The 26,224-nt window shown below is 53.0% G+C and carries 22 protein-coding genes; 8 read left to right on the top strand and 14 right to left on the bottom strand.

What is annotated here, in order from left to right:
* Window positions 1–144: 144 nt before the first annotated feature.
* Together ACYVAD_RS08430 and ACYVAD_RS08425 are read left to right on the top strand one after the other, a co-directional pair.
* Window positions 145–2,613 (top strand): TonB-dependent receptor, encoded by a 2,469-nt coding sequence (locus ACYVAD_RS08430; RefSeq protein WP_461139053.1) that lies wholly within the window; start codon window positions 145–147, stop codon window positions 2,611–2,613.
* A 7-nt stretch (window positions 2,614–2,620) separates the two neighbouring features.
* On the top strand, window positions 2,621–3,541 hold the full coding sequence (locus tag ACYVAD_RS08425; RefSeq protein WP_461139052.1) for a DUF4249 domain-containing protein: 921 nt from the start codon (window positions 2,621–2,623) through the stop codon (window positions 3,539–3,541).
* Between the two features lie 22 nt (window positions 3,542–3,563).
* Here ACYVAD_RS08425 and ACYVAD_RS08420 read toward each other — a convergent pair whose 3' ends face one another.
* A complete protein-coding gene (locus ACYVAD_RS08420) occupies window positions 3,564–4,829 on the bottom strand; it encodes an asparagine synthetase B (RefSeq protein ID WP_461139051.1) in 1,266 nt (421 codons plus the stop codon).
* 109 nt (window positions 4,830–4,938) lie between these two features.
* On the opposite strand from ACYVAD_RS08420, the gene ACYVAD_RS08415 reads away from it, so the two are divergent.
* A complete protein-coding gene (locus ACYVAD_RS08415) occupies window positions 4,939–7,485 on the top strand; it encodes a M1 family aminopeptidase (RefSeq protein WP_461139050.1) in 2,547 nt (848 codons plus the stop codon).
* Window positions 7,486–7,566: 81 nt separating this feature from the next.
* On the opposite strand, the gene ACYVAD_RS08410 is transcribed toward ACYVAD_RS08415, so the two are convergent.
* The 4 genes from ACYVAD_RS08410 to pdxR form a co-directional block, all read right to left on the bottom strand.
* Window positions 7,567–7,872, bottom strand: a complete 306-nt coding sequence (locus ACYVAD_RS08410; protein ID WP_461139049.1) for a hypothetical protein — start codon at window positions 7,870–7,872, stop codon at window positions 7,567–7,569.
* Between the two features lie 356 nt (window positions 7,873–8,228).
* Window positions 8,229–9,056: a 4,5-DOPA-extradiol-dioxygenase gene (gene ygiD, locus ACYVAD_RS08405; RefSeq protein WP_461139172.1), complete on the bottom strand. Its 828-nt coding sequence runs from the start codon at window positions 9,054–9,056 to the stop codon at window positions 8,229–8,231.
* A gap of 129 nt (window positions 9,057–9,185) precedes the next feature.
* Window positions 9,186–9,788, bottom strand: a complete 603-nt coding sequence (locus ACYVAD_RS08400; RefSeq protein ID WP_461139048.1) for a Crp/Fnr family transcriptional regulator — start codon at window positions 9,786–9,788, stop codon at window positions 9,186–9,188.
* A gap of 4 nt (window positions 9,789–9,792) precedes the next feature.
* Window positions 9,793–11,262: a MocR-like pyridoxine biosynthesis transcription factor PdxR gene (gene pdxR, locus ACYVAD_RS08395; protein WP_461139047.1), complete on the bottom strand. Its 1,470-nt coding sequence runs from the start codon at window positions 11,260–11,262 to the stop codon at window positions 9,793–9,795.
* Window positions 11,263–11,354: 92 nt separating this feature from the next.
* Here pdxR and ACYVAD_RS08390 point away from each other — a divergent pair, with 92 nt between their 5' ends.
* The 4 genes from ACYVAD_RS08390 to ACYVAD_RS08375 all read left to right on the top strand — a co-directional run bounded on the left by ACYVAD_RS08390 (window position 11,355) and on the right by ACYVAD_RS08375 (window position 14,112).
* Window positions 11,355–11,984, top strand: a complete 630-nt coding sequence (locus ACYVAD_RS08390; RefSeq protein WP_461139046.1) for a pyridoxamine 5'-phosphate oxidase family protein — start codon at window positions 11,355–11,357, stop codon at window positions 11,982–11,984.
* A 37-nt stretch (window positions 11,985–12,021) separates the two neighbouring features.
* Complete coding sequence (locus ACYVAD_RS08385; protein WP_461139045.1) at window positions 12,022–12,348, top strand: cupin domain-containing protein; 327 nt, start codon at window positions 12,022–12,024, stop codon at window positions 12,346–12,348.
* A gap of 33 nt (window positions 12,349–12,381) precedes the next feature.
* Window positions 12,382–12,852, top strand: a complete 471-nt coding sequence (locus ACYVAD_RS08380) for an OsmC family protein (RefSeq protein WP_461139044.1) — start codon at window positions 12,382–12,384, stop codon at window positions 12,850–12,852.
* A 171-nt stretch (window positions 12,853–13,023) separates the two neighbouring features.
* Entirely contained in the window at window positions 13,024–14,112 is a 1,089-nt protein-coding gene (locus ACYVAD_RS08375) for an acyltransferase family protein (RefSeq protein ID WP_461139043.1), read from the top strand.
* Window positions 14,113–14,182: 70 nt separating this feature from the next.
* On the opposite strand, the gene ACYVAD_RS08370 is transcribed toward ACYVAD_RS08375, so the two are convergent.
* From ACYVAD_RS08370 to ACYVAD_RS08340, 7 genes are all read right to left on the bottom strand, one after another.
* Window positions 14,183–15,070: an NAD(P)-dependent oxidoreductase gene (locus ACYVAD_RS08370; protein ID WP_461139042.1), complete on the bottom strand. Its 888-nt coding sequence runs from the start codon at window positions 15,068–15,070 to the stop codon at window positions 14,183–14,185.
* A gap of 8 nt (window positions 15,071–15,078) precedes the next feature.
* Complete coding sequence (locus tag ACYVAD_RS08365; RefSeq protein ID WP_461139041.1) at window positions 15,079–15,807, bottom strand: universal stress protein; 729 nt, start codon at window positions 15,805–15,807, stop codon at window positions 15,079–15,081.
* A 173-nt stretch (window positions 15,808–15,980) separates the two neighbouring features.
* Window positions 15,981–16,640, bottom strand: a complete 660-nt coding sequence (locus ACYVAD_RS08360) for a YdcF family protein (protein WP_461139040.1) — start codon at window positions 16,638–16,640, stop codon at window positions 15,981–15,983.
* A gap of 37 nt (window positions 16,641–16,677) precedes the next feature.
* The gene (locus ACYVAD_RS08355; RefSeq protein ID WP_461139039.1) at window positions 16,678–18,246 is read right to left on the bottom strand and encodes a glycoside hydrolase family 43 protein; all 1,569 of its coding nucleotides are present in this window, start codon (window positions 18,244–18,246) and stop codon (window positions 16,678–16,680) included.
* Between the two features lie 187 nt (window positions 18,247–18,433).
* A complete protein-coding gene (locus tag ACYVAD_RS08350; protein WP_461139038.1) occupies window positions 18,434–19,372 on the bottom strand; it encodes an SPFH domain-containing protein in 939 nt (312 codons plus the stop codon).
* Between the two features lie 182 nt (window positions 19,373–19,554).
* Window positions 19,555–20,727: an MFS transporter gene (locus ACYVAD_RS08345; protein ID WP_461139037.1), complete on the bottom strand. Its 1,173-nt coding sequence runs from the start codon at window positions 20,725–20,727 to the stop codon at window positions 19,555–19,557.
* Between the two features lie 163 nt (window positions 20,728–20,890).
* Window positions 20,891–22,414 carry a T9SS type B sorting domain-containing protein gene (locus ACYVAD_RS08340; RefSeq protein WP_461139036.1) on the bottom strand — a complete coding sequence of 508 codons (1,524 nt, stop codon included), beginning with the start codon at window positions 22,412–22,414 and terminating at the stop codon, window positions 20,891–20,893.
* A 205-nt stretch (window positions 22,415–22,619) separates the two neighbouring features.
* Here ACYVAD_RS08340 and ACYVAD_RS08335 point away from each other — a divergent pair, with 205 nt between their 5' ends.
* Complete coding sequence (locus tag ACYVAD_RS08335; protein WP_461139035.1) at window positions 22,620–23,555, top strand: carbon-nitrogen hydrolase family protein; 936 nt, start codon at window positions 22,620–22,622, stop codon at window positions 23,553–23,555.
* On the opposite strand, the gene ACYVAD_RS08330 is transcribed toward ACYVAD_RS08335, so the two are convergent.
* Both ACYVAD_RS08330 and ACYVAD_RS08325 read right to left on the bottom strand, forming a co-directional pair.
* Entirely contained in the window at window positions 23,545–24,900 is a 1,356-nt protein-coding gene (locus ACYVAD_RS08330) for an HlyD family secretion protein (RefSeq protein WP_461139034.1), read from the bottom strand. The two genes, ACYVAD_RS08335 and ACYVAD_RS08330, sit on opposite strands and share 11 nt — an antisense overlap.
* Window positions 24,901–24,909: 9 nt before the next feature.
* Window positions 24,910–26,208: a TolC family protein gene (locus ACYVAD_RS08325; protein WP_461139033.1), complete on the bottom strand. Its 1,299-nt coding sequence runs from the start codon at window positions 26,206–26,208 to the stop codon at window positions 24,910–24,912.
* Window positions 26,209–26,224 lie beyond the last annotated feature (16 nt).

Raw genomic sequence — 26,224 nt, 5'->3', positions numbered from 1 at the left:
GCCCTAGCTTTGCCGCCGATTTAGCCACATCCATTTTATAGTGATCATTCATCAATACGTCCCTCAACGGCTCCAGATTCTCTGGCTGAACTTGCGACGTATGTACTGAGCGATTCCGATTATTTTCAGCTTCACCCTAGCCACATGCACCAACACCTTTCCGTATTCTTTTTAAGTCTGTTTTGCCTCTCCACTGCCTTTGCTCAATCGACCGACCGGTTTACCATTAGTGGTTACGTCCGCGAAGCCGGTAGTCAGGAAACGCTCACTGGCGTCAGCATTTACCTGCCGGGTACGACTACGGGCACAACAACAAACGCGTACGGCTTCTATTCGCTGACAATCCCGGCCCGCGATACGCTTCGGCTACTCTTCTCGATGGTGGGCTATACCACGCAGGCTCGAACGATAGCGCTGCGTAAAAATGGGACGCTGGACGTATCCTTGCCACCTGGTCAGACATTGACCGCCGTCGACGTTCGGTCCGGCCGTTCGGATGCTTCGCTTGTCGAAAGCACCCAGATGAGCCGCATCGACGTTCCCGTAGCGCAGATCAAACGAATGCCCGCGCTGCTGGGCGAAAAAGACGTACTGAAAGTACTACAGCTCATGCCCGGTGTCCAGAAAGGCTCCGAAGGGCAGACCGGCATTTACGTCCGGGGTGGTGGACCGGATCAGAACCTGATTCTGCTGGACGAGGCCACCGTCTATAATGCCAACCACCTCTTCGGTTTTTTCTCCGTCTTCAACGGCGATGCGCTCAAAAGCGTCGAACTGACCAAAGGTGGCTTTCCCGCGCGGTACGGCGGTCGGCTGTCGTCGGTGATCGAGTTAACCATGAAAGATGGAAACCGGGAAAAGTTGCACGGCGAAGGCGGCATTGGCCTGATCTCATCCCGCCTAACACTGGAAGGGCCACTGGGTAACAAGAAAAACCGTCCCGCACCCGCGTCGTTTCTGGTATCGGCCCGGCGCACTTACATTGACGCGCTACTAGCCCCAATTACGTCGATTGGCTCCCAAGGCAACAGTAAAGCGGGCTATTATTTCTACGACCTCAACGCTAAACTTAACTACCAGCTCTCTCCCCGCGACAAGTTGTATCTGAGCGGCTACTTCGGACAGGACCGCTTCTACTCGTGGGATCTGTTTCAGGGAACGACGTACGAAAGCGGAATCGACTGGGGGAACGCAACGGGTAGTCTTCGGTGGAATCACCAGGTTTCCGAAAAAACATTCGCCAATACGGCGCTGACGTTCAGCAACTATCTGTTCAACATTTTCAGCGACGAATCCCGGTCCTCGCTCACCGGCGATGGTGGCCAGTTGTCGGCCCGTTACGGCTCCGGTGTTCGCGATGTTGCGCTAAAACACGACATAGACATTTTTCCCAGCCCTAACCACTCCGTTCGCCTTGGTCTACAGGCGACGTATCACCGGTTCCGCCCCTCGGTGCTGGTGTCCCGCGATACGCAGATCAATGAATCCCGCAACGAAGCCGAACGGATCGACGCGCTGGAATCGGGTGTCTACGCCGAAGATACCTGGCGGGCGGGGAATCGCTGGCGGTTCAACGGCGGCATACGGCTCAGTCAGTTCCTGGCTCGAAAACGCTCGTACCTACGACCCGAACCACGTTTGTCGGCGGTTTATCTGCTCAAACCAGGTTTCTCGCTGAAAGCGTCGTACGCGCAAATGAATCAATACGTTCATCTGCTCTCCAATACCGGAATTGGCTTGCCAACTGATTTGTGGGTACCTACCACCGACCGCATAGCGCCCCAGCAATCACAGCAGGTTGCCATCGGCCTGGCGCATGACCTCCGGAATCTTCGATTTGCCCAGGGGCTGACTCTAACCGTCGAAGGGTATTACAAAACGCTGGAAAACATTATCAGCTATCGGGAGGGGGCCAATTTTCTGGTCGTCGACGATCCGGCCTCTGCCCGGTCTGTAAATTGGGAAGATAACGTAACGGCCGGGCATGGCTGGTCCTACGGTGGAGAGGTGCTGCTTCAGAAAAAAACGGGTCGCTTTTCAGGCTGGGTGGGCTACACCTGGTCCTGGACGCAGTGGCAGTTTGCGGAACTCAACGAAGGTAAACCGTTCTTTCCCCGCCACGACCGACGGCATGACATTTCGCTGGTCGGCCTCTACGAGCCCAGCAAGAAGTTAACCCTGTCAGCAACCTGGGTGTATGGAACGGGTCAGGCGCTGACCATGCCCCGGGCGAATTACTCGGCCCTGCTCAACCAGGTTACTCACGTACCGGTATACAATCCAACTGCCAACAATCCGTTCAGCAACACGTTTTTCGACTCCGGACGTAACGTTCAGGATTACGGCGCCCGTAATACGTTCCGGGCGGAAGCGTACCATCGCTTTGACATTAGCCTGCAATTTCACAAGCAAAAACGACGGCACGAGCGTACCTGGGAGTTGAGCGTGTATAACCTCTACAATCGTCGCAACCCATTCTTTTACCAGCTCAACACACGAAGCGGTTATTCTCAGGAAAATAACGGTCCGGGGGTTTACCGGAGTGAAACGACCTTACGCCGGTATTCCGTTTTCCCCATTGTTCCATCCATAAGCTACGGCTTCAAATTCTAGCCACCTGATGAAACCCTTACTTCTCCTCCTGAGTCCGTTCTTGATGTTATCGGCCTGCACGGGGCTGGTGCAGGATATTGATCCGGCGCGGTTGCCACAGGCCGATCCTGAACTGGTTGTTCACTGTTACCTTTCGCCCCAGGATACCGTACTGACCGCAACCGTAAGTCAGTCTCGTACCAGCGTTGGCGTACAGACCGATAATTCGGGGTTCAGTGCCATTCCCGACGCCCGCGTCACTCTTTCAGAAGGCTCCCAAACTAGTACGTTACCCTTTGATGCTAAACAGGGGATTTATAAAGTATCCGCCAGCCGGTTCAGCGTGCAGGCGGGCCATACGTATCAGCTTACCGTCGTTCTGCCAGACGGTCGACGAGCAACGGCCAGCAGTCGGGTTCCCGTAGCCAGACCTGTGCCTGAAGTCATCGTCGATTCGGTCCGTAATCCGGGTAGTTTACTGGGGGTCGATTATTACGTAACGCTCCGATGGACGGACGCTGCGGGCGAACAGAACTACTACCAGGCCGCGGGCGACAATTCCTACGGCAGCGTTGCTCGCACGCTATTGGGCAACGGTACCTGGGACGAGATACCGTTCCGGGCCGTTAATCAGGTATTTTTCGAGAGTTACAACGAATCTCCGTTCGTACTCGACACAGACCGGGATGGCCAGATGCTGACGTCTGGCCGGGGCCGGATACTCATCTATTCTCATGGTACCAACTCCTTGCCCCAGCGGCCGTTCGATCTGAATGTTTATTTGCTGAGCGTGAACGAGGCCTATTATAACTACGTTGATCAGGTACTGACGCAGGCCCGTAATAACAACAACCCTTTTGCGGAACCTACGCTGATCAGAAGCAACATCACGGGTGGATTGGGTTGCTTCGGAGCGTATAACAAAACCGCAATTCGCCTGAGTCTGTAGTCGATTTATGCGGGTGTTTCTGTTACGTCTTCCGCTTCTTTTTCTTGGCGGATGGGAAGAGTACGTTATTGAGAATGAGCCGGTAGCCAGGTGAGTGCGGATGTAGATTCAAATCCGTCGGGTTGCGAAAGCCCCCCCCGCGATTACCTTCAGGATCGTGTCCGCCGTAGAAGGTCCACTGGCCTTTACCCAGTTCGCCGTACAGGTAGCGGTCAGAGGTTTTCCCCTCTCCCATCACCAGCGCATTCGGCTTGACGGCAGTTTTGCGGAAGGCGGTTGTCTGCCCAAAAAACTCCTTGATAATCATCGTGTGGTTCTGGGTCAGCATGGCCGGAATCGCATCCCACTTGGCCGAGAAGTTGAACAACTCGAAAAAGCCGCCCGACTGGTCGTAGCCCCGTCCTCCCGAATTGATATCCGAGAAGGTCGAAAAACCACGGTAGCCGTTGTCGCCTTCGAGCGTAAAATTCTGAAAAGCCAAGGTTTTACTGTAATCCAGTTTAGCCTGCGCAGCGGGGTCAATGCCATCGCCATCGTAGTTGTCCCCCACGATATCGACCCCGTCGGCTGCCAGCGCAATATCGAGCGTTTCGGCTCCCGAACACATGGCGAACAAATAACCGCCCCCCGCGCAGAAATCCTTGATGCCTTTGGCAACGGCCAGCTTCATCTGCGATACCTTCGCGAACCCGTATTTATGCGCGATGTTTTCCTGGGCCTTGATGTCGGCCAGCGTCTGCCGGTGCAGATTTCGGCCAAACTGCCCCGTAAAGTCTTCGTGGTGCAGGTGCAGCCAGTCATACTTCGGCAACTCTCCTTTCAGGACTTCTTCATCGTAGACGATTTCGTACGGAATCTCAGCGTAGTTGAGTACCAGCAACACGGCATCCGTGTTTTCAAACTCCGACGGACTCACCTTCAGCGGGGAATAGACGATGATTTTGGCCGCTTTTTGCAGCATAATAACGTCCGTATTCAGATCGGGATTAGCCAGCTGCTGCTTGATGGCATTGGCACTGGCGTCGGATAAGGACTCGAACGAGACACCGCGCACCCGGCATTCGGTTTCGACAGCGGGCGTTTGTTTAATAAGGAAACTGCCCCCCCGGTAATTGATTAGCCATTCCACCTCCAGGTCATCTTTCAGCACCTTGTAGGCAATGCCGTAGGCTTTCAGGTGATTTGCCTGCTCATCGTCCATCGGAATCAGGATCGAATTGCTCCAGGCCGGTGAGACAAGACCGAAAATTGTCCCGAATAGCAGCAGAAAAGTAAGGTGCTGTTTCATGGCACGTGCTATTTTTGATTGACGTTACGCCCTCTTCCAATTCGACACCCTTATGGGAATTCAGCCCACTATGCTTCGTTACGGTCTTTTCCTTCTACTACCTGCCGTTATGTCCTGCTCCCGCCAACCATCGTCCAGCAGCAAATTACCCGTTGAAACGGGCGTCTCGCAGACGCTGGCTCAACACCGCAATCAGGTCATCAGCCAGCTTGGGTACGCCTTGTCGTTCGACATTCCGGCGCAGAAAGCGCAGCCTATTCCGGCAACTGAAACAATTTCGTTCGTCTGGCGGACAAATGCAAATCCGATTCAGCTGGACTTTAAGGAAGAACGCTCTCATTTGCAGAAGGTTGCCATTAACGGAAAAGATATTCCGATCGTTTTCGAAAAGGAGCATCTGCTGATCGATAATACCTTCTTGAAAGCGGGAGTAAACGAGATCGATATTCAGTTTACGGCGGGTAATCTGTCCCTGAACCGCAACGACGATTATCTCTACACGCTGCTGGTTCCCGACCGCGCCCGGACGGTATTTCCCTGCTTCGACCAGCCCGATCTAAAAGCGTCGTTTCGGGTATCACTGACGGTTCCTAAAACCTGGCAGACAATGGCCAACGGTCCGGTCCGGGATTCGTCTCTGGCCGGTGACCGAAAGACGGTTCATTTCATGCCATCGGACACGATCAGCACGTATCTGTTCGCTTTTGTGGCCGGCAAGTTCGAGTCCATTACCAAAACGCTGGACAAACGACCGATGACACTACTTCACCGGGAAACGGACCTCACCAAAATCCGGCTGAGCACCGATACGATTTTTAGCCTCCACACGGATGCTATCCGCTTTCTGGAAGACTACACCCAGATTCCATATCCCTTCCAGAAACTGGACTTTGCCGCTATTCCCGATTTTCAGTACGGTGGGATGGAACACGCCGGGGCTATCGATTATAAACTGTCAAGTCTGTTTCTGGACGCTGGGGCAACCCGCGATCAGAAACTTTCCCGCGCGACGTTAATCGCTCACGAAACCGCCCACATGTGGTTCGGCGATCTGGTTACGATGCGTTGGTTTAACGATGTCTGGCTGAAAGAGGTGTTCGCCAACTTCATGGCTGACAAGATTACCGAAACGGCTTTTGCTGACGCCAACTACGACCTGCAGTTTGTGGTCGATCACTACCCGGCGGCTTATGGCGTTGACCGGACGCAGGGCGCTAATCCCATTGGCCAGCCGCTCGCCAACCTGCAGGAAGCGGGTACGCTCTACGGCGGTATCATTTACCACAAAGCGCCGATCATGATGCGGCAGCTCGAAAAGCTCATAGGAAAAGACGCCCTGCGCGACGGACTGCGGGAATACCTGAAAACGTATGCTATTGGCAACGCCACCTGGACGGACCTGATCACCATTCTGGACAAACGCACCCCCACCGATCTGGTAGCCTGGAACAAGGTATGGGTAGAACAAACGGGGCGCCCCCGCTTTACGTATCAGCTCGATAAGCAAGGCAACTCAATTGGCAAGTTGACTATTTCGCAGCAGGGCGAAGACGGATCAAAACGCGTCTGGCCGCAGGGCTTTTCTATGGCGCTTGTCTACTCCGACCACGTTGAGGAGCTGCCCGTCGCGATGAACAAAACGCAGGTAACCATTACGTCAGCGACGGGCAAACCGATGCCGTCTTTCATCCTGTTTAATTCGTCCGGCGAAGGGTATGGACTGTTTCCGGTTGATCCAGCACTGCTTTCGTCGTTGTCGTCACTCCAGAACCCGGTTATGCGGGCATCGGCTTACATTAATTTGTACGAAACGATGCTGACAGGGCAACTAAACAAACCAGCAGCAGTCACTCCGGCGCAGTTAGCGGCTACATACCAGCAACTCCTGACTACTGAAACCGAGGAACTGAATCTCCGGTTCCTGACCAACCAACTAAGTGATCTTATTTGGACGTACACCCGCCCCGAAAGCCGGTTGGCGCTGGCTACGTCCGTCGAACAGGCGGCCTGGCAGGCTATGCAACAAACAACCGGCAAATCGGCCGGTGGCCGGAAGAAACTGCTGTTCCGACTTTACCAGAACGTAGCACTTAGCCCCGACGCGCAACGGCGACTCTACAGTATCTGGAAAGAGCAGCAAGCACCAAGTGGCGTTACGCTGACCGAAGACGATTATACCTCCTTGGCCTTGTCTTTGGCCGTACGCGACTACCCAGCTAAAGGTATTCTGAACGAGCAACTGACACGTATCAAAAACCCGGATCGGCAGAAGCGGTTGCAGTTCATGATGCCAGCCCTATCGGGCGACGTAGTCGAACGCGATGCTTTTTTTGCGTCGCTGTCTACGGAAGCCAACCGTGATCGGGAAGCCTGGGTAACAGCCGCTTTAGGTTACTTGCACCATCCCCTACGAATAGCAACATCGGCAAAATACGTTCCTAAAAGTTTAGAGTTACTGGAGGAAATTCAACGGACAGGAGACATCTTCTTTCCCGAGTCATGGCTGCGGTCAACGCTGTCATCCTATCAGACACCAGCCGTTGCTCAAACAGTGCGTCAGTTCTTAGCCGAACGCCCTAGCTACAATCCTCGTCTGAAAGCTAAACTCCTTCAGGCGGCAGATAACACATTCCGGGCGAGCCAATTACTGTATTAGCGATGCATACATATGTGTATGTAACAAAAAACGCCGGACACACTGTCCGGCGTTTTTGCAATTATATAGCTCAATAATAGTCTAACTGTTGGCGGCTTCGGCGGCAGCCTGGGCTTCCAGCGCTTCGATAGCTGACCGGTTTTTGTCTGCGTATTCGTCGCGTTGCTGTTCGAAGTACGAGAAAATGCTCGTTACCGCGTCTACGTTCTCCGCGACTTTGCCGTGCATATCGCTCAAGTTTTTTTCCAGGAACGAGTCGTTCAGACCGTTCATGTTGTCTACTTCAATTTTACCGATCTTTTCGATCAGGGCGTTTTGGCTGTTTTGCAGGTCTTCCAATTCCCGAACGACCTTATTCATCAACTCGAATTTCTGTAATTTATCCATTGTCGTCTCTGTTGAGTATTTTCTATTAACTTATTACGGCTTAAAAGGTTTGACCAACTCTAAAACCGAAGATTCATAACCAAAATAACCTATTCATTATCAATGAAATACCTATTTGACTCAAAGTAGAACAAATCAATAAATCACAAATATCTATTACATTATAAATTAAATCAATTTGATCTATATACATATTCCACCTTATTTTTGCTCAGCAATTAAGGGGAACGCTGGCTATCGATTAGCATTTCTTAGTTGTCGAAATAACACCGAAGAGGATTCTCTACTTACCGTAACATCAAAGCAAAGCCGGGCCATCTGACCCGGCTTTGCACTTTTATGCCAGTCCTTGATTACTAGCCAATCTTCACCGACGTCATTGTCAGCGAGCCGCCCACGGCTTTGTCGTTGAAGAACGAAACGGACTCGTTTTTGCCCTGTAGACCCAGCGTGTACAGTAGCGGCAGGTAATGCTCCGGCGTGGGGATGGCCAGTTGCGCGTCTTTGCCCAGGCGGTCGTAGTGAATCAATGAGTCGTGCGTCCCGGTTTGAATCAGCTTTTTGAACGTATCGTTCATCTGGATTGCCCAATCGTACCCACCACCGTTGATCATCTGCCAGGAAACCATTCGCAGGTTGTGGACCATATTGCCACTGGCCATAATCAACACACCCTTCCGACGTAATGCGTGTAGTTCTTTCGCCAGCTCGTAATGATACTGCGGTCCTTTCGTGTAGTTAATACTAAGTTGAAGCACCGGAATGTTCGCGTCGGGATACATGTGCCGCACAATTGTCCAGGTACCGTGATCGAGACCCCAGTCGTGGTCCAGTTCGACATGAGCCGAATGAATCATCGACGCCGTTTCTTTCGCCAGTTGCGGGTGGCCAGGTGATGGATATTGCACCGCAAACAAGGCCGGCGGAAAACCACCAAAGTCGTGGATCGTCTGTGGCTTTTCCATAGCCGTAATGCGCGTTCCCCGCGTGAACCAGTGCGCGGATACGACCAGGACCGCTTTCGGCGTTGGAATCTCACGGGCCATCTTGGTCCAGCGCCGGGAGAACTCGTTATCTTCGATCCCGTTCATGGGCGACCCATGCCCAACGAATAGGACAGGCATCAACTGTGACTGCGTTTCCAGTCCAGCCGTAAACGTATTGAAATCGGATAAATCGGCGATTGTCGTCATACCAAGGACCGACTGTAGGAATGTTTTGCGGTTCATCGTGGATACCGTTCTAGGTCGGTATACAAAAATACCGCTTCCGCCAGCCTCCTGTCATTGATGTATGATAAGAAAGCAAGGCCGTCAGTCCCGTAGCAGCTGCCGCCGGACCCGGCTCAGCGTTTCGGGCGTAATTCCCAGATAAGCCGCCAGCATATGCTGAGGTACTCGCTGCATCAGGCCCGGAAACTGTTTTCGTAGAGCCTGGTATTTCTCCTCCGTCGACTGGCTCAATGAGCTGATAAGCCGCTGATGCAGGGCAATTACATTCTTCTGCAACAGCTTCCTGAAGTACCGCTCCAACGCTGGTACACTCGTCAGCATTGCCTCCATCGACTCGTTTGTCAGCAACAGGAGTTGCGAATCTTCCAGCGCTTCGATGGCGTAGTGCGAGGGTTCGTGCAAAAACAAACTTTTCGGATCGGAGATCCAGTTGCCTTCAGGCGCAAACTGAATGATGTGCTCAGCTCCTTTGTCGTCGATGGTGTAGGCACGTAATAACCCAGTGACCACGAAAGCCAGTTGCTGACAGGTGTCGCCAGGTTGCAGCAAAAATTCCCGCTTCCGGATCGTTCGCTGGCTGAAATAGGACCGGCAACGTTCCTGCTCGGCCGCCGTTAGGTGGGTGACGGCACTGATCTGCTGAAAAAATAGATCAAACATAAACTGCATGAAAAGCTGCTTCACAAAGCTATCGTGGAGATTGTACTAGCTTACGTAAAATAAGAACACTTTGCGTCAATTCCGTTTCCGTACTGGACGCAAACCCCAGCCGGGTGCCGTTGAGCCGTTGGCCAGGCGGATTGTGTACCAGCCCATTAGCGAACGATAAGCCCATTCGATCAGCCTGCTTGGTGATTATTTCCAAATCAATATCAGGCCTGAACGTAGTCCATACCGCCAGCCCGCCGTCTGGTCTGGTAAACTGAACGACATCGGGCAGTTCGTTCGCCAGCAAATCGCAGAACCAATCACGCCGGGCGTGGTAGGTACGTAACGCTTTTCGAAAGTGCCGTTTCATGTCGCCGTTTTTAAACAGTTGACCGATGGCAAATTCCAACATCGGATCGCCCTGCCGGTCAATAATCCGCCGAAGCCGCGCCAGTTCATCAATCAACGCGGTGGGCGCCACAACGTAACCAATCCGGAAGGCCGGTGCCACGGATTTAGTTAATGAACCGATATAGACCACCATACCTTTTTTGTCGGCACTGGCCAACGGCAGGATCGGTCGACTCATGTAATGAAAATCGTAGTCATAATCATCTTCCAGCACCGCAAACCCATGTTGCTCGGCCAGTTGCAGCAGCCGCACCCGCCGGTCGGCCCGTAGTGTTACGGTAGTCGGGTAATGGTGGTGGGGCGTTACGTACACCATCCGAATCGATTGCTGGTCTATCAGGGCCGCTAGCTTGTCCATGTCCATACCGTTCTGATCGACCGGCACCGTCAGCACGCGGGCTCCGGCCTGTCGCATGTTCATAACAGCTACATTCCAGGTCGTTTCGCCAACGACCACGACGTCGTCCGGACGTAACAATACCTGACAAGCCAAGTGTATCCCCATAATACTACCTCTGGTAATCAGGACATTATCCGGTGTTGTACGTAAGCCACGTGTTTCGTTCAGGTGACAGGACAATTGCTCCCGGAGCAACAGGTGTCCTTTCGTGTCGCCGTAGCCAAAATGTTGCTGCGGATTTCCCCAGCGGAAGTAGGACCGGTACGCCCGGCTAAGCTCGTCCATGGGTGCCAGCCGGTTATCCGGGAAACCGTCGTCCAAATGCAAACCGGCCTTATTGATCATCACGGGCCGGGCCAGGTACGATTTTGTGTCAAACGCATAGCCGGGTTGTGTCTGGGAGGATGACGAAGCCACAGTCAACTTTTGGGGAGTTTGCTGCGGTATATGAGCCGCTACGTACGTACCGCTCCCCGGTCGACTTTCGAGCCAGCTCTGCGCCAAGCCTTCATCATAGGCTGCCACAACGGTTTGCCGATGCACACCAACTAACTCAGCCAGTTGCCGGGTACCCGGTAGCCGCTGCCCAGCCGTTAACTGACCGGATTGAATCAGCTGATTTAGCTGATCACTCAGCTGCAGGAAAATGGGCGTGACGGATGCTTTGTCGAGCTGAATGAGTGATTTAAACGGAATCATAACTGGACTAGTGAAAATCTAAAAACCGGACGATTTTACTGGTCCGGCAAAGATCGACTTTTGTTCCATACAACCATCCTGCTTCAGCATTTATGCAAACTGCTCGTACAACTCCCAGCCGTTTGGCGAAACGTACTTACTACGACGAAGCCACCATTCATCCCATTCTTGACGAAGCCCTGTTCTGTACGGTCAGTACCGTCATTGATGGGCAACCGTTTGCTTTACCAACCGCCCACGCACGTCAGGGTAACAAATTGTACATTCATGGCTCGGTAGGTAGCCATTTTATTCGCGCCATCGAAAACGGAGCCCCGGTGTGCATTTCGGTGATGCTGGCGGACGGACTGGTGCTCGCTAAATCGGCGTTCAGCCATACGGTCAATTATCGATCGGTAATCCTATTTGCGAAGGCGGAGAAAGTGATCGACGAAGCCGAAAAAATGGATGCTCTGGCGCTGATCACCGACCATCTCATTCCTAATCGCTGGGCTGATCTTCGTCCTACCACCGAAAGCGAGATGCGTAAAACCACCGTACTAGCCTTTTCCCTGGATGAAGCTTCGGCGAAGGTACGTACTGGCGGCCCGAACGACGAGCCCGAAGATCTGAACCTGCCAACCTGGTCGGGCGTAGTGCCATTGAAAACGGTTCGGCTGGCGCCCATCCCAGCGAAAGAAAACGATAGCATCGACCTTCCCGACTATTTACAAACTAGCTAGTAGCACTGACTATCAACGTCCTTCAGCATCACGACGCATGCAGCAGCCTATCACGTCCGAAGAGGGTTTACACCGGTTGCAAGCAAGCGCCAGTGAGTTTGTCGAGCTGTTCAAGCACGGCAGTCTAGTCGTGGAGTACTATAAACCGGACCGGATTGACAACCAGCAACCCCACGACCGCGATGAAGTATACGTCATTCTTGCGGGCAGTGGTACGTTTGATCTTGCGGGCGCAAAAATGGCCGTTAAACCAGGTGACCTACTGGTTGTACCGGCCAGAACGGAACATCGGTTCGAAAACTTCACGACTGATTTCGCCACGTGGGTACTGTTTTACGGGCCTATTGGCGGAGAAGAACGGTAGCGTCTTATTTTGCGACCAGCAACGCTAACGACTATGACCAAGGAACATCAGTACGTAGTTACCACAAACTGGACGGGCAACACCGGTCAGGGAACCCACTCTTATCAGACCTACGAGCGAGAGCACGTAATTTCGGTGACTAACAAGCCAGACATTCCCGGTTCCTCCGACCCCGCCTTTCGGGGCGACCGTACGCGGTACAACCCAGAAGAACTGCTGGTTGCGTCGCTGTCGAGCTGCCATATGCTCTGGTACCTGCACCTCTGCGCTGAAGCGGGCGTGGTCGTAACCAAGTACGTTGATGAGGCAACGGGCGTGATGATTGAAACTCCGGAGGGAGGGGGGCGTTTTCGACAGGTTACGCTCCACCCCATTGTCACAGTTGCCGATGCCAGCATGATTGACAAAGCCAACGCCTTACACACGCCCGCCAACCAGAAATGTTTCATCGCCAACTCCTGCAACTTTCCGGTACACCACCAGCCAGTTTGCACGAGTGAGTAGTGATTTTATGCCTGTCTACGTAAAGACACCTGAATCATTGTCAATTGCGTCACGGGCGTGAGTAGTCAAGACCTGCGCCTGTGACGTTTGAATCGGTCTATCCACCCGCTCGTCTTACTATAATTCCAGGTCTCAGTCAGTATTATTGCCCTTTATCACGCTTAGACAGGCATGAACCTGACTAAACCAGCAACGCCTTCCCTGACGACCAAGCACCATTTCGAGCTTTTAGACGGTCTGCGGGGGATTGCCGCCGTAGCCGTGGTGATCTTCCATTTCATGGAGTTTATCAAGCCTGACTATCACGATAATTTCGTCGCTCATACCTACTTAGCCGTCGATTTCTTTTTCTGTTTATCCGGTTTTGTCATCGCCTACGCCTATGACCAGAAATTACAGACACTCGGCCTTGTTACGTTTCTGAGACTCCGCCTGATTCGGCTGCATCCGCTGGTCGTTATTGGGTCTGTCCTCGGTTTGCTTACGTTCCTCTTCGATCCGTTCAGCAACCTTTACCAAACGTATGCCAGCAAACTGGTAGGCATGTTTGTCGCTTCCTGCCTGATGATTCCGTACCCGCTGGTGCATGAACGCTACTACAATCTGTTCCACCTGAATCCGCCCACCTGGTCGTTGTTCTGGGAATACGTCACTAATTTGATCTACGCGCTCATTCTGGTTCGACTACCTAATAAAGTATTGTGGGCGCTAACGATCGTAGCGGCCACCTGCCTCATTTACGAGGCTCATCGATCCACGAATCTGGGGGTTGGATTCGGTGGCGATAACATCATTGGCGGGGCCTTCCGGGCGTTTTATTCCTTCCTGGCCGGAATGCTCGTGTTTCGCTCCGGTTGGGTCATTAAATCAAACCTTGGCTTTGCGTCGATGGCTGTCTTGCTGGTGCTGGCTTTTCTGGTTCCTTTCTCGAAGTCGGTCAATTGGTTTGTCGACCCAATATTGGTTATCGTTTATTTCCCTTTTCTAATTGCCCTGGGAGCAGGCGCGCAGACCAACGCAGCCTCAGCCCAAATCTGCAAATTTTCGGGCGACATATCTTACCCGCTTTACATGACTCACTATCCCTTTTTGTGGATCGTCTACAGCTACATCGAAGTCAACAAGCCGACCATTCCGCAGCTAACGATTCTTACTGTCGTAGGAACCATTCTGTTGATCATCAACGCCTACCTGATTATGCGCTTTCTGGATATTCCTGTTCGGAACTACCTGAAAAAGTCGCTCAGGAAAACGCTTTAGACTATATACCGGCAAAAGGCCGAACCAGTACGTACTGATTCGGCCTTTTGTTAGCTCGTTAATTTATTATCTACCGTTTTCCCACCCCCGCGTTTTCGGATACCTCTCCGGCAAAGCCAGCCCAGTCGATGTTCTCAACTCCTTTGGCAACCGTAGCCGTCAGTTGCTGATGCACGATCTGGCCAAAAGGCATCGGCACCAGCGATTTCTGGGCTTCGTCAAGCACCAGTCGGATGTCTTTTCGGATCAGCGCCGGAGCCGCCCCAACAGGCTCGTACACTTCTTCGGCCACCATTTTCCCGTAGTTTTTATACACCGGTGAATTAAACAGCGTATCAGTGAAGAACGTCCAGACGGCGGTACGATCGATCCCGTTTTTTTCGGCCAGTGTAAAGGCTTCGGCCATCGCTTCAATCGCACAACCCAGCAGGAAATTACCGGACAGTTTTACGACGTTAGCCGCTCCCGGATCATCCCCGAAATCGTACACGCCCTGTCCAATCAAGTCCAGCAGCGGACGGATTTTCCGTTTGGCGGCCGCATCGCCGGAGATCGTCAGCCAGAGTTTGGCCGCAACGGCAGCGTCGGGTTTTCCGAACACAGGACAGGCTACGTACGTAGTCTCCCGCTGCTGATGAAGTTCGGCCAGTTGCCGGGCGGTATTGGGTGCAATCGTACTGCATGACAGATGAATAGCACCACTCGGCAGCCGATCCAGAAAGCCAAATTCTCCCGTAACGACATCGCGTAGCGCCGAGTCGTCCGTCAGCATGGTGAAGACAACCTCGGCCTGCTCGGCGGCTTCGGCGGGCGTGGCGGCCCACTGCGCACCAGCCGCCAGCAACGTGTCGGCCTTGTCTTTTGTCCGGTTAAACACCGTTAGCTGATGCCCGCCCTTGAGTAGGTTATGTGCAATAGCCTGGCCCATGTTGCCCAGGCCAATGAATGCAACGATCATACGTAAACTTATTTGGGCTCGTGGTAAATCAGCAGCGGCACTTTCGCTTCTTCGACCAGTGCGTTCACTTTATTCGGGTGTAGCAGGTTGTCGAGGAATCCACCGGGTGGGTACATCTGCATCACAATCATATCAGCGTTGTTGCCTTTCAGCTTATCTGCCGTAAGAATCACCAGCGTAGCGCCAAACAGGTCGATCAGCCAGTCGGTCTGTTCCGAGACGTCGCTCTGATTGGTTTGCGGCTGCATGGCGTAGGCGATAGTTCTTATCTCAGCCGGACTAGTAGCCCCACCCTCGTCAGTCGTTGGAATAATCAGCACCGGGCAAACGGCACCCTCCGCGACGTCCGACACCGAGCTGCCAGCCAGCCGGTCAAAGAACGTACTCAGATCGCTGCGGCCCATCACAATTAGGTCTACCTGAAGCACGCGCGCGGTTTCCAGAATTTCATCCTCCACCGAACCAATGCGCCACTCAGCTTTAACGGAGAACCCTTCAGCGATCAGTGTCGACTCCAGGTCTACCAGTTGCTGACGACCAATATCCTCCAGCTCCAGCGCGGTCATCGTTCCCAGTCCGGGGTCGCCAACGGTGGGCAGCGTCGTATCTGGCACAACGGGTTGGTATACGTGCAGCAACGTAATCGTTGCGCCCGTTTGTTTGGCAAACAACCGAACCCAGTTCAGGGCCGCCGTCGTGTGCATAGAAAAATCGGTAGGGAAAAGCAGGTTTGTCATTCGTGCGTGAATATTGGTCTATCTGCATCAACAAATAATACGCGCAACGTTCCCGATTTTCAGCAAGGTTTCTTGGCTTGAAAAGGATTCGAGCCACCGGCTGGACACCTGGAGGAAGCCGGAAAATACCCTACATCTGGACGGCGTGGTCCTTTGACAACCATGGCTCTTGACTAACTGAAAGCCAGATGGCGATTATAGCCCGCCTGAACCAGTGCTTCGTAGGCGGCCCATACGTCCTCGGGAATCGGTTGGGGTATCTGAAAGCCCTTCTCCGGATAAAGCTTGATCCGTTGCAGGTCACCAACCATGATATTGATCACATCGTCAGGCGTCAGGGCGGGGTTCGTGTATTGACTTAAATACACGTCTAGCGAATCTTGAGGGGACGTAACAAGTATGTCTTTTTCAGGCCACACCTTTTTGAACGTAGCAAAGCTCCGGCGTTCCATGTAAGGCTTTTGAACGACGATAAATCGTCCTATTTCTATCCGGCGTTGTTCCAGCAATTGTTTGGTAAACAATACATTTTCGCCCGTGTTACTGGATTGATTCTCAATCAGAATCTGCTGAGCCGGAACACCCATATCCTGTGCAATCCGGGCAAACAACTCGGCTTCGGGTTCCGACCACATGTGCCGGGTAATGACGCCCAGTCCGCCGGAGAATATCAGCAACGGAGCCCAGCCTTCCAGAAATAGCTCTGCTGCTCGTTGAGCCACCCGAAGGTCATGGCTGCACAGCACTAAAATGGCATCTGCTTTAGTCAGGGTATGATTCAGCTGGTGGTAATCCCAGAGCGTGAGAGCCAGCTTGCGTACGTAATCTGTCATGTCAATCCGTGCTGATTTATCGCTTCAATCAGCGCTGCTACTTGTAGGTCATCTGAAGTTTTTCCACGGCACCATGTCCACCGGTAGGTCCCGACACACTCAGACCAACCCGGGGTGCCCGGTCCCACCGGGGTAGAAAGGAGCCGTCGATTGGCGACTGGTTAACGGGAGAGGAGGTTCCGTTCGGCTCACGCCAACTGAACGAATAGAACTGCCCCAATCGACTGTCCAGCTGTAAGGTAAGTAGTGACGAACTAGGCTTAATCGTCTGCGTACTGAGGACCGTACGTACACCTTCCTTGATCTGCCAAAGCTCAACCGTACCGTTTTTGACTCCCAGGCCAATGGCGTTGTCGCTATCTCCGTAGAGACATATGCTTTGTAACACATCACTGTTTGGTTTGACATCCGCGGTGAAGGTGTAAGTCCCGTCTTTGATCACCAATCCCAGAAAACTGCCCACGGGTTTATTCGTCGTGCTTGTCACCTGCAACTGGCCCTTCTGGACGGTATACGAAGGCTTGGGCAGACTGACGTCCCATACCCAAACCGGATTCGATCCGGACTGTTGAAAATCAACGGGTTGATCATGTTTTTTCTGCTGCACGACGGCGTAAGGCGATTCGGCCTGAGCAGGGGTAGTAGAACCGTACCGGAACGAAGGCCACTGGCTTTTCTCGTCCCAGACTAGTTCACTCAGAACTCCCTGACGACCAGTGAAAGTAAAATCCGTCCCCTGATAAGCATGGTGCAAATAAAAATAGCGGTTGTCCGGCGTCGTCACTACCGTACCATGTCCGGGGCACTTCCAGCGTTCATCACTCGTTAGCACCGGATTGTTGGCGTATTTTTCCCAGGGTCCCTGCAGGTGCTCGGCGCGGGCGACACCTACCTGGTAATTACACCGGGGGCCACAACAACTGTTACCTGAATAAAGCATGTAATAATAACGGCCTCGCTTGATAATCGCCTGTCCTTCTGCCCCACCTGCTTCCCAGGTATCCCGTTCGGCTTTTAGTAGGGAAAAAGCTTTCCCCGTTACCTTAAGACCGTCGGTCGACAACTCCGCTCCCAGAATTTCAATGTCTTTGCCGCGATCAAGACCATAGGCCTTCCAGGTGATGAATCGTTTGCCCTTATCGTCGAGAACAAACGCATCGATGGCCTCGCTGGTCCATTCCAGCAGCAGCCCATGATCCGTAAATCCCTTACGTAGGTCGCTGGTCGTCGCAACACCGATGTACGAGTGCTTATCCGATTTCCGCCGGGCTGTGTAGTAAACGTAAAATGTGTTGTTGTGGTAGACCAGCTCGGGTGCCCAGAAGCTACCCATTGTCCAGTCGGGCAGTGCATTGAAGACCGGGCCAACGTAGGTCCAGTTAACCAGATCGGTAGAGGTGTAGATTGGATAAGCAGGTCCCCACTCGGATGAAGTACCCACAGCGTAATACGTAGTCCCAACCCGAATGATAGATGGGTCGGCGAAGTCACCCGCAATCACCGGATTTTGGTAGGTAGCCCCTGCTCCCGACGGTTTATTAGGTGACTGGGCCAGACCCTCCAGGCTGAGCAGACAAGCGATTATAACGGAGAAAAATCGGAGCATGGTAGACGATCAGGGTGATGAACAACGTCAAGTTTCGCAAAGGTAATTCATGCGTCTTTTGCAAGCTCTGCTGACTGCGCTGAATTAAGCCATGAAGTTTCACCACTGATACTATTCTATGTAAGCAAAAACGTAGCGATCTCATACCGTCTGGTGGCATGAGGTCGCTACGTTTAGGACTGTGTTTTTAGCGCGACTGGTTAGGGCCGTTCGACGCGTTCATATTTTCCACCGCCAGTAACTGCCGCATCGTTTTCTCCATACCCTCCGTCGAACCATCCAGGAAAATGACGTTGCCCTTACCATTTTCGGCGAAGTGCTTGATTGCTTCGGTCCAGATCGAGAACAGAATCAGTGACGCGTCCAGGTTAGCTTCGGTCATCACTTTCGCGGACTCCGCCATACCGCGGGCCACTTCCTCCCGGAATAACGCAACACCCTGCCCCCGCAACTGAGACGCTGTTTTTTCGGCCTCAGCCGAGATCTGAATGGCGTTCCCGTCGGCCTCGGCGGCTTTCGTTTTCGTGATGAGCAGGGCCTGTCCTTCGTTTTCGGCAGCCGCCCTCAGATTCGACGACGCAACCACTTGCGCCATCGAGCGCATAATGACCTCATCGAAAGCAATGTCGTTCAGTTGCAGATCCGTCAGATGATAGCCCCAGCTTTCGAGCAGCGTGTCGATCTGCGATTTGACGTGCTCAATGATTTCAGAACGTAACGAGAGGATTTCGGACTGCCGTTTGGTTGCTACAAAACTACGGATAGACCCTTCAATGGTCCGGACCAGCGCCTGCATAAACGATGCTTCGTCAATGAATTTAAAGGCCACGTTCTTGATCGTTTCCTCGTCCTGATTCAGCACCGAATACACCAGCATGGCTTTGAAATTAACGTTGGCCTGATCGGACGTAATGGCCTGAAACGCCAGTTCGACCGAGCGGTTCTGCACGGAAATCCGGCGGTAGATGATCTCAATAAAGGGAATCTTGAAGTTCAACCCCGGCGTCAGCACGCGGGAGTATTTGCCAAAGATCGTGATGACCGCCACGGTCCCCTGCTGCACAATCACAATGGACAGGAAACCGATCACCAGTATCAGTGCGAGAAGTATACCCAGGAAAGTCATTGGCTTAGGTTGATTTGGTCGTGAGACCAAAGCTATGGATCACCCGGAATTTCCAATCACAAAATCTGGACGAACGGCAGAAAATCAATCAGCTTTTGCTCGCAGCGCTGATGCCGTAAATGCAAAACGGATTCTAGGTGTCGACCCAGAATCCGCCATCATTGCTATTTTTATAACAGTTGTTATTCAGCCACCAGTTCGTAATGCTTCACGCTACGTTGCCGAAAATAAACCGCAGCGGCCAGCAAACAACCGGAGGCCGCCATGATCGCACCGACCCACTGAGGGGACGCATACCCCAGGCCCGCTGCGATGGGCAGACCGCCCAAGTAAGCCCCCAGCGCGTTTCCGACGTTGAAACCAGCCTGACTTACCGACGAGGCTAGCATCTCCGAGCCGTTCGACGCCCGAATCATCAGAATCTGGATCGGAGCGCCTAGCGAGAACGAAACAGCGCCCGTTACAAATGTCATGACCAGCAACGGAATCTTAAAGGGTGACACGACATACACGACCAGCAGACAAACCACCATCAGGAACAGAAACAGTATGGTAGCTTTTATGGGCGAAATGCGATCGGCCACGTAACCCGATAGCAGATTACCGACAGCCATACCTACCCCAGCCAGCACCAGAATATACGTAATCTGACTGCTCTCGAAGCCCGCAACTTCAGTCAGCAAGGGAGCAATGTAGCTGAACCAGGCAAACAAGCCACCCGTTCCGATCGCCGTAATACCCAGAATCAGCCAGGGTTCAGCGTAGGAGAATAGCTTGAGATCTTTCCGAATGTTGGATTCGCCAACGACCGGCATATCGGGGAGCAGTTTATAAATGCCGCCCATCGTGATTAGGCCGACAACAGCGATGATCAGGAACGTAATGCGCCAACTCATGGTGTGCCCAATGTACGTTCCTAGCGGTACACCAATGATGTTGGCAATTGTTAAACCAGCGAACATCATTGAAATAGCCTGCGCTTCCTTTCCGCGCCCGGCCAGGCGGCTGGCAACTACGGCCCCAACGCCGAAGAAAGCACCGTGTGGTAATCCCGACAGCAGCCGGGTAATCATCATAATCTCGTAGTTGGGCGCGAACGACGACAGGGCGTTACAGAACGTAAACATCGCCATCAATCCCAGCAGAATTTTCTTGGGCGGATAGTTACCTGCGATGGCTACCAGAATGGGTGCCCCCAGCACGACCCCCAGTGCGTAGGACGAAATCAGGTGTCCCGCCACAGGAATAGAAATGTGCAGCGAGTTGGCAATGTCGGGCAAAATCCCCATCATCACGAACTCGGTCATGCCGATACCGAAGCCGCCCATCGTGAGCGGCACCAAACTTTTTTTCATGCGTAATTTCTTGTTTTTGTGGGTAGTATGAGCCCACCTTGCCCCAGTCAATCAGTTCCCAGATTCGGGTCGTCACTTTCAGAAAAGCAAAAAGCCAGAATTCGTTTCCGGCTCTATGAATCTTATAATATCTTACCCCACCGATACAATTAACGGCGCTCTTTCAGCGAATTAGCGTCAGTGTTCCCTGCTGCTGGTGGGCCGTGGTACGATTTCGGCTCTTCAACTCGTAATCGATCTGCCAGGCGTAAGGACCGGACTCGGCCAGTTGCCCCTGATAATACCCATCCCACTGAAAGGGAGTTTTTTTCGTCTCGAAAATCACCTCACCCCACCGATTGAACACCCGCATTGACTGGACCGTAATGGCCCCGCACCCGTAAATCAGAAACTGATCGTTAACACCATCCCGGTTCGGCGTAAAGCTATTGGGCGCGTAGAGATGACAGTCGCAGGCATCGTAGTCCACCGCTACCGAATCAGTCACCGTGGCGCAGTCGTTCTGTACACTTGCCCGGAAAACTCCGTTCTGATTCACAACGCGTTCCTGGTCGGCAAAGCCATCCAGCCAGCGGAACGTACCGGATTTGATCATTGGCTGTAGCCGAGCCGTCTGCGTTCCGCAGAGTTCCCGGTCCGGGCCCAGTTCCAACGTGGGTTTTGGTACGTACCGTACCTGAACCGAGTCGGTCACGGCGCAACCCGCCCGCGACACCGTAACCCGGTACTGACCAGACTGACTTACCGTATAGTCCGATCCACCGCTACCATCCTGCCAGCGGTAGGTAGCCGCAGCATTCGTCGGAACCGCCAGCTTCAGTATTTGTCCTTCGCAGATGGTCGTGTCGGGTCCCAGTTCCAGATCAATGGCGTAGTCTACCTGTATGGCATCTGTCAGTGTTTTGCACCCCGTAATGGCTGTCACCGAATACTTACCGGGTTTGGTCACCAGCAGTGTCGGCTGCGAACTACCATCACTCCAGCGGTAATCCACGGCGCCGGGCGTTGTCGCGTCTAACCGAAACGTGCTCTGCCGACTACAGAGAGTCGTGTCTTTTCCCAGATCAAGGGTCACTTTACGCAGTGAGACATCATCGACGTAGATGTAATAGTACCCCAGAAACGGCGGTTCTTTGTAAAAGCTTCCGATCGTTACGTATTCTTCGCCACCGCTCGCCGTAAACTGCCCCGAAACAGATTTCCACTGGAGCCGAGACACGTTATCGCGGGTTGTATTATCCAGCACCTGCGGATTAGCCGCCAGTAAGGTGGTCGATCCACTCGTGATGGGCTGCGTCGACAGATACGCTCCCAGCGTACCGGGAATGTATTTATTCACAATATCAGTGGCGACGTACATCTCGAACTGGTAGCACTCGTTGGCCTTCAATGGCTCGGTTAGCCGTACGGCCATATACTCCAGCCATCCCTGATCAAAAAATAAGTGCGCTAATCCCTGCCCCGAGTGTGGAGTCAGTTGCATTGGACTACCGGCAAAGCATTTGTGGTAAAAGTCAGGCGTCGCTTTTGTGGGATTATACCAGGGGGCCGCTTCGAACAGCAGGTTATTTTGCTCCGGGCAGTGCTGGTACGTTTCGAAATTCCCGTTTGGGACAAGATTCTGACCGGTAACGAGTGCAGGCAGCATAAACAAGGCTAATACCAGCCAAAGAACGACTCGTTGCATGAACGTACGGTTGTGTTAAACGCCCCTCGCTGTTTACCCGGTCAATCGGAAATTACGGGACCCTAAGGTACAATATTTTTAGCGCATAGTACAAAAACTTGACCAACGGACCATTTTGGTTCTACCGGTTCAATTCAGGAGTTAAAGATTGTTTATCGCCAGTTTGTCGCTCATGTATTCAGAGTGAACTACGTATTTTCGTCGTATGACTCATAAACTCGTCAATGTGGGAGTTGTGCAGGCCACGCCGGCCCTGTTCGACCAGGGAAAAAGCATCGATACTGTCATTGACTGGATTGCGCGGGGAACCGCCCAAAACTGCCAATTATTGTTATTTCCAGAATCGTTTATTCCCTGCTATCCACGTGGGTTACGTTTCGATGCGATTGTTGGCCAACGTACCGACAAGAGTCGAGACATGTGGCTCGATTACTGGGAAAACAGCGTCGAGTTCGACAGCGAATCCATTCGCCGGATTCAGGACGCTATCAGGAAAGCAGGAATTTTCGTTGCCCTGGGTATTACCGAGAAAGAACCGATCGGCGGTACATTACACTGTTCGCTGCTTTATTTCGGCCCCGATGGTTCATTGCTTGGCAAGCACCGTAAATTGAAACCAACGGGTCTGGAGCGCTATATCTGGGGCGAAAGCGACGGTAGTACACTGGTGAGTTTTGCGACTGAACTAGGCCGGATTGGCGGACTGATCTGCTGGGAAAACTACATGCCGCTTGCCCGAACGGCTCTTTACCAGAAAGGAGTTGAGATCTACCTGGCTCCCACCGCTGACGCCAGGCCCTCGTGGCAATCGACCATGCAACACATTGCCCTGGAAGGCCGCTGTTTTGTGCTGGCCAGCAACCAGTTCGTTCGCAAATCCGATTACCCAGAACGCTATCAGGCTAACCTGGCGGATGAACCCGAGATTATGAGTGCGGGCGGTAGCGTAATTATTTCTCCCTTAGGTGAGGTGCTGGCAGGGCCGCTCTGGAATGAGGAAGGGCTGCTGACCGCTGAACTGGATTTTTCTCTACTGGCGAAAAGCAAACTGGACTTCGATTGCGTGGGTCACTACGCCCGCCCGGACGTATTTCAACTTACTGTCGCCAACCAGCCGGAAACGGTACAAATTACCGGATAAAGGCGGAGCGGATGCTATCGAAGATTCGTTCGATCACGCGAATGTCCTTGGTAATGACCTCGGCGGTACCACCCATACCGTAACGAAACGTCAGCTTTTTGTTTACCGTCGTTGTCAACCCATTGGGTAAAACGACGTAAAGCTTGTACGCCGTTTGCGGCTGACCACCCGTGTTCAGGGTTGTGCTGATGTCGGCTACCGTAGCGACCCGGCCACGTAACATACCAAATTCCTTTTTACCGTAGCTTGTCAGAGTGATATTAACCGACTGTCCTACAGCTACCTTTCCCGAGCCGGACGGTTCAATAAACAATTCGCCAACGTAGGGGCTGTTCAGGCCGGGTACGGCGGCTCCAGTTTGTCCGGGCGCGTCGGGAACCACTCCGGCCACCTCCTGCCCAGTCACCACCGACGAGTTTTCATGCATAAAATTCAGGTAGTTCAGCCGCCCGGCAATCGGGGTCCGGAGTACGTACGTCGTTTCCCAGGTCGTAATGGCGTTCAATAGGCTGGTGAATGCGTCGCGCAGGCTGTTGCGGGCGGCCAGTTGCCGATCCGTCTGATCAAAGTCGTACTCGGCTTTCTGACTACGTAACACCACGATACGGTTCTGATTTTCAGCAATGCTCGCCCGGGCGGCTTCGATAGCCTTTGACTTAGCGATCAGTTCATCCCGCTTGACTTCCAGTTGCTCGGCCGATATACTACCTGAGCGTTGCAGGGGTTTGTAGCGGGTTTCGTACGTCCGGCGCAGCAGTGAATATTCGGTTTCTAGTAATTCCAGTTGCCGGTCAAGCCGCCCGCTGATCTGTTCAATCCCTCGAATTTGTTCGTTGACGATATTTTTCCGCTGCTGGTTGCTGGTTCCCCGGACCCCCAGCGCCTGCCATTCTTTCCAACGCATCAGTAGCGCGTTGTACGGTAGTTGCAGTTCGCCCAAAACCAAGCCATCGGATAATGCGCCCCCCGTCGCAGCCAGATGATCGCCATCCAGAATTGTCCGTAGCGAATCCAGCTCGGTCTTCAACCGACGTACATCGGCGTACTGAGCCGTTCCGCCAATCGTGGCAAAAGCCTGATTCGCCTTCAGCAAAGACTTATCGGTTGCCAGCAGGTGCATTGGGCCATTCGTACGGGCCACAATCGTGGCGGGCGGGCGGTTGGTCGTGATGGTGATTTTTCCCTTGATGACGTCCGGATATTTAATAAACCAGGCCAGGCCAAGCAGGAGCAGCGCTACGCCGAACAGCAAACTAATGCCCCAGCGCAACGACCAGGATGGCATTTGAGTCAGCAGTTCGTCGACTTCCTCCGATCGGGCAGCAGGCGGAACGGATTGTGGCATAAGTAAAGGTTAGTTTAATGCACCAATCAGGGCGTTGGCATCCGCTTCAATAATTTTTAGGGCGTACAGAGCCTGTAGCTGATTCAGCCGAGCTTCGGTGTACGCTAGTTGCATCGTCCGGTATTCAATCAGGTTCGAAAAGCCGTTCATCAGCCGGTCACGGGCAATCACCAAACTCCGACTTGCGTTGGTCGTTAGCCGGGCTGATAAGGCGACAACTTTAGCCTGCATCTGGTAGGACTGCCCCAGCAAATCTGCTTCGGCCAGCAGCCGACGTTCAGCCCCTCTTGTTTCAAGATCGACGACGGTACGCTCCAGGCCGCTTTGCAGAATGGCCCGTTTTACGTCCAGACTGGGTACGACTGGCCAGACAAACGACAAACCTAGTGGAAGCCCCGTCGTCAGGTTCCCGTCAATCCGAGGGAAGTCAGGGAATTTAGTACTGGTAAAACTGTGGTTGATGGAGGCATTCAGTCTTATAACTGGTTGCAAGGCCGTTTGCCGAAGTTGCCGATCGGCCGTCAGGATCTGTGAACCTACGCGCTGGCCCCGTAGCGTGTAATTCAAACTCAGCAGTTTACCGGGCAGATTAGCAAAGGCAGGTGGTTGCGGATTTGGTTTCAGGCTGTCCGTTAGTACCAGCGCATCAAAGCGACTCCAGCCTATCGTTTTATGCAGGTCGTTATACGCCGTTTGCTGAGCGATTTCCTGCTGCAACAGGGTCGTTGAGTCAGTTAAAAACAAGTTTTCGGCTTGTAATACGTCAAACAAGCTGGCTTTTCCCAAGCGGTCCTGCTGCTTCATATCCAGCCACCGGGCTTTTGATAAAGTCACCGCTTCGGCCCGAACGCGCTGTTTTTCACTTTCAACTACCGCCCGGTAATACGCCCCGATAATAGTTCGATTCACTGACTGTCGGGTAGCCAATGTGCGAAGTTTTGCCTGTTGAAGCTGCTGATCAAGCAGCCTTTGCCCGATGGCGACCCGACCTCCATTGTACAATAACCAACTGGCATTCAGGCCGCCATTTACTGAATTATCCTGATACACCCCCCGCACAAAACTGGTCGGCGTATCGTATTTGTTAGCGTAATTATATTGGCCGGCTACGACATCAACGACGGGCCGGCGATCCGGTGACCCAATTTTCTGGTTGCTGACGGCGATCGCTTCCCGTCCAATGGACACTTGTAATTCGACGTTGTATTGTGCCCCATACCGTAACGCATCGGTCAGAGAAAGGTGATTCTGCGCCCAACCGGTCTGAGCAATCAACAACAGGAAAAAACCGGCCCACCCTTGGACCATGGTCTGTCTACAAAAG

The sequence above is a fragment of the Spirosoma pomorum genome (genome assembly GCF_054776615.1).
The sequence above is the reverse complement of the archived record's forward strand: the minus strand, read 5'-3'. Positions and strand labels throughout refer to the sequence as shown.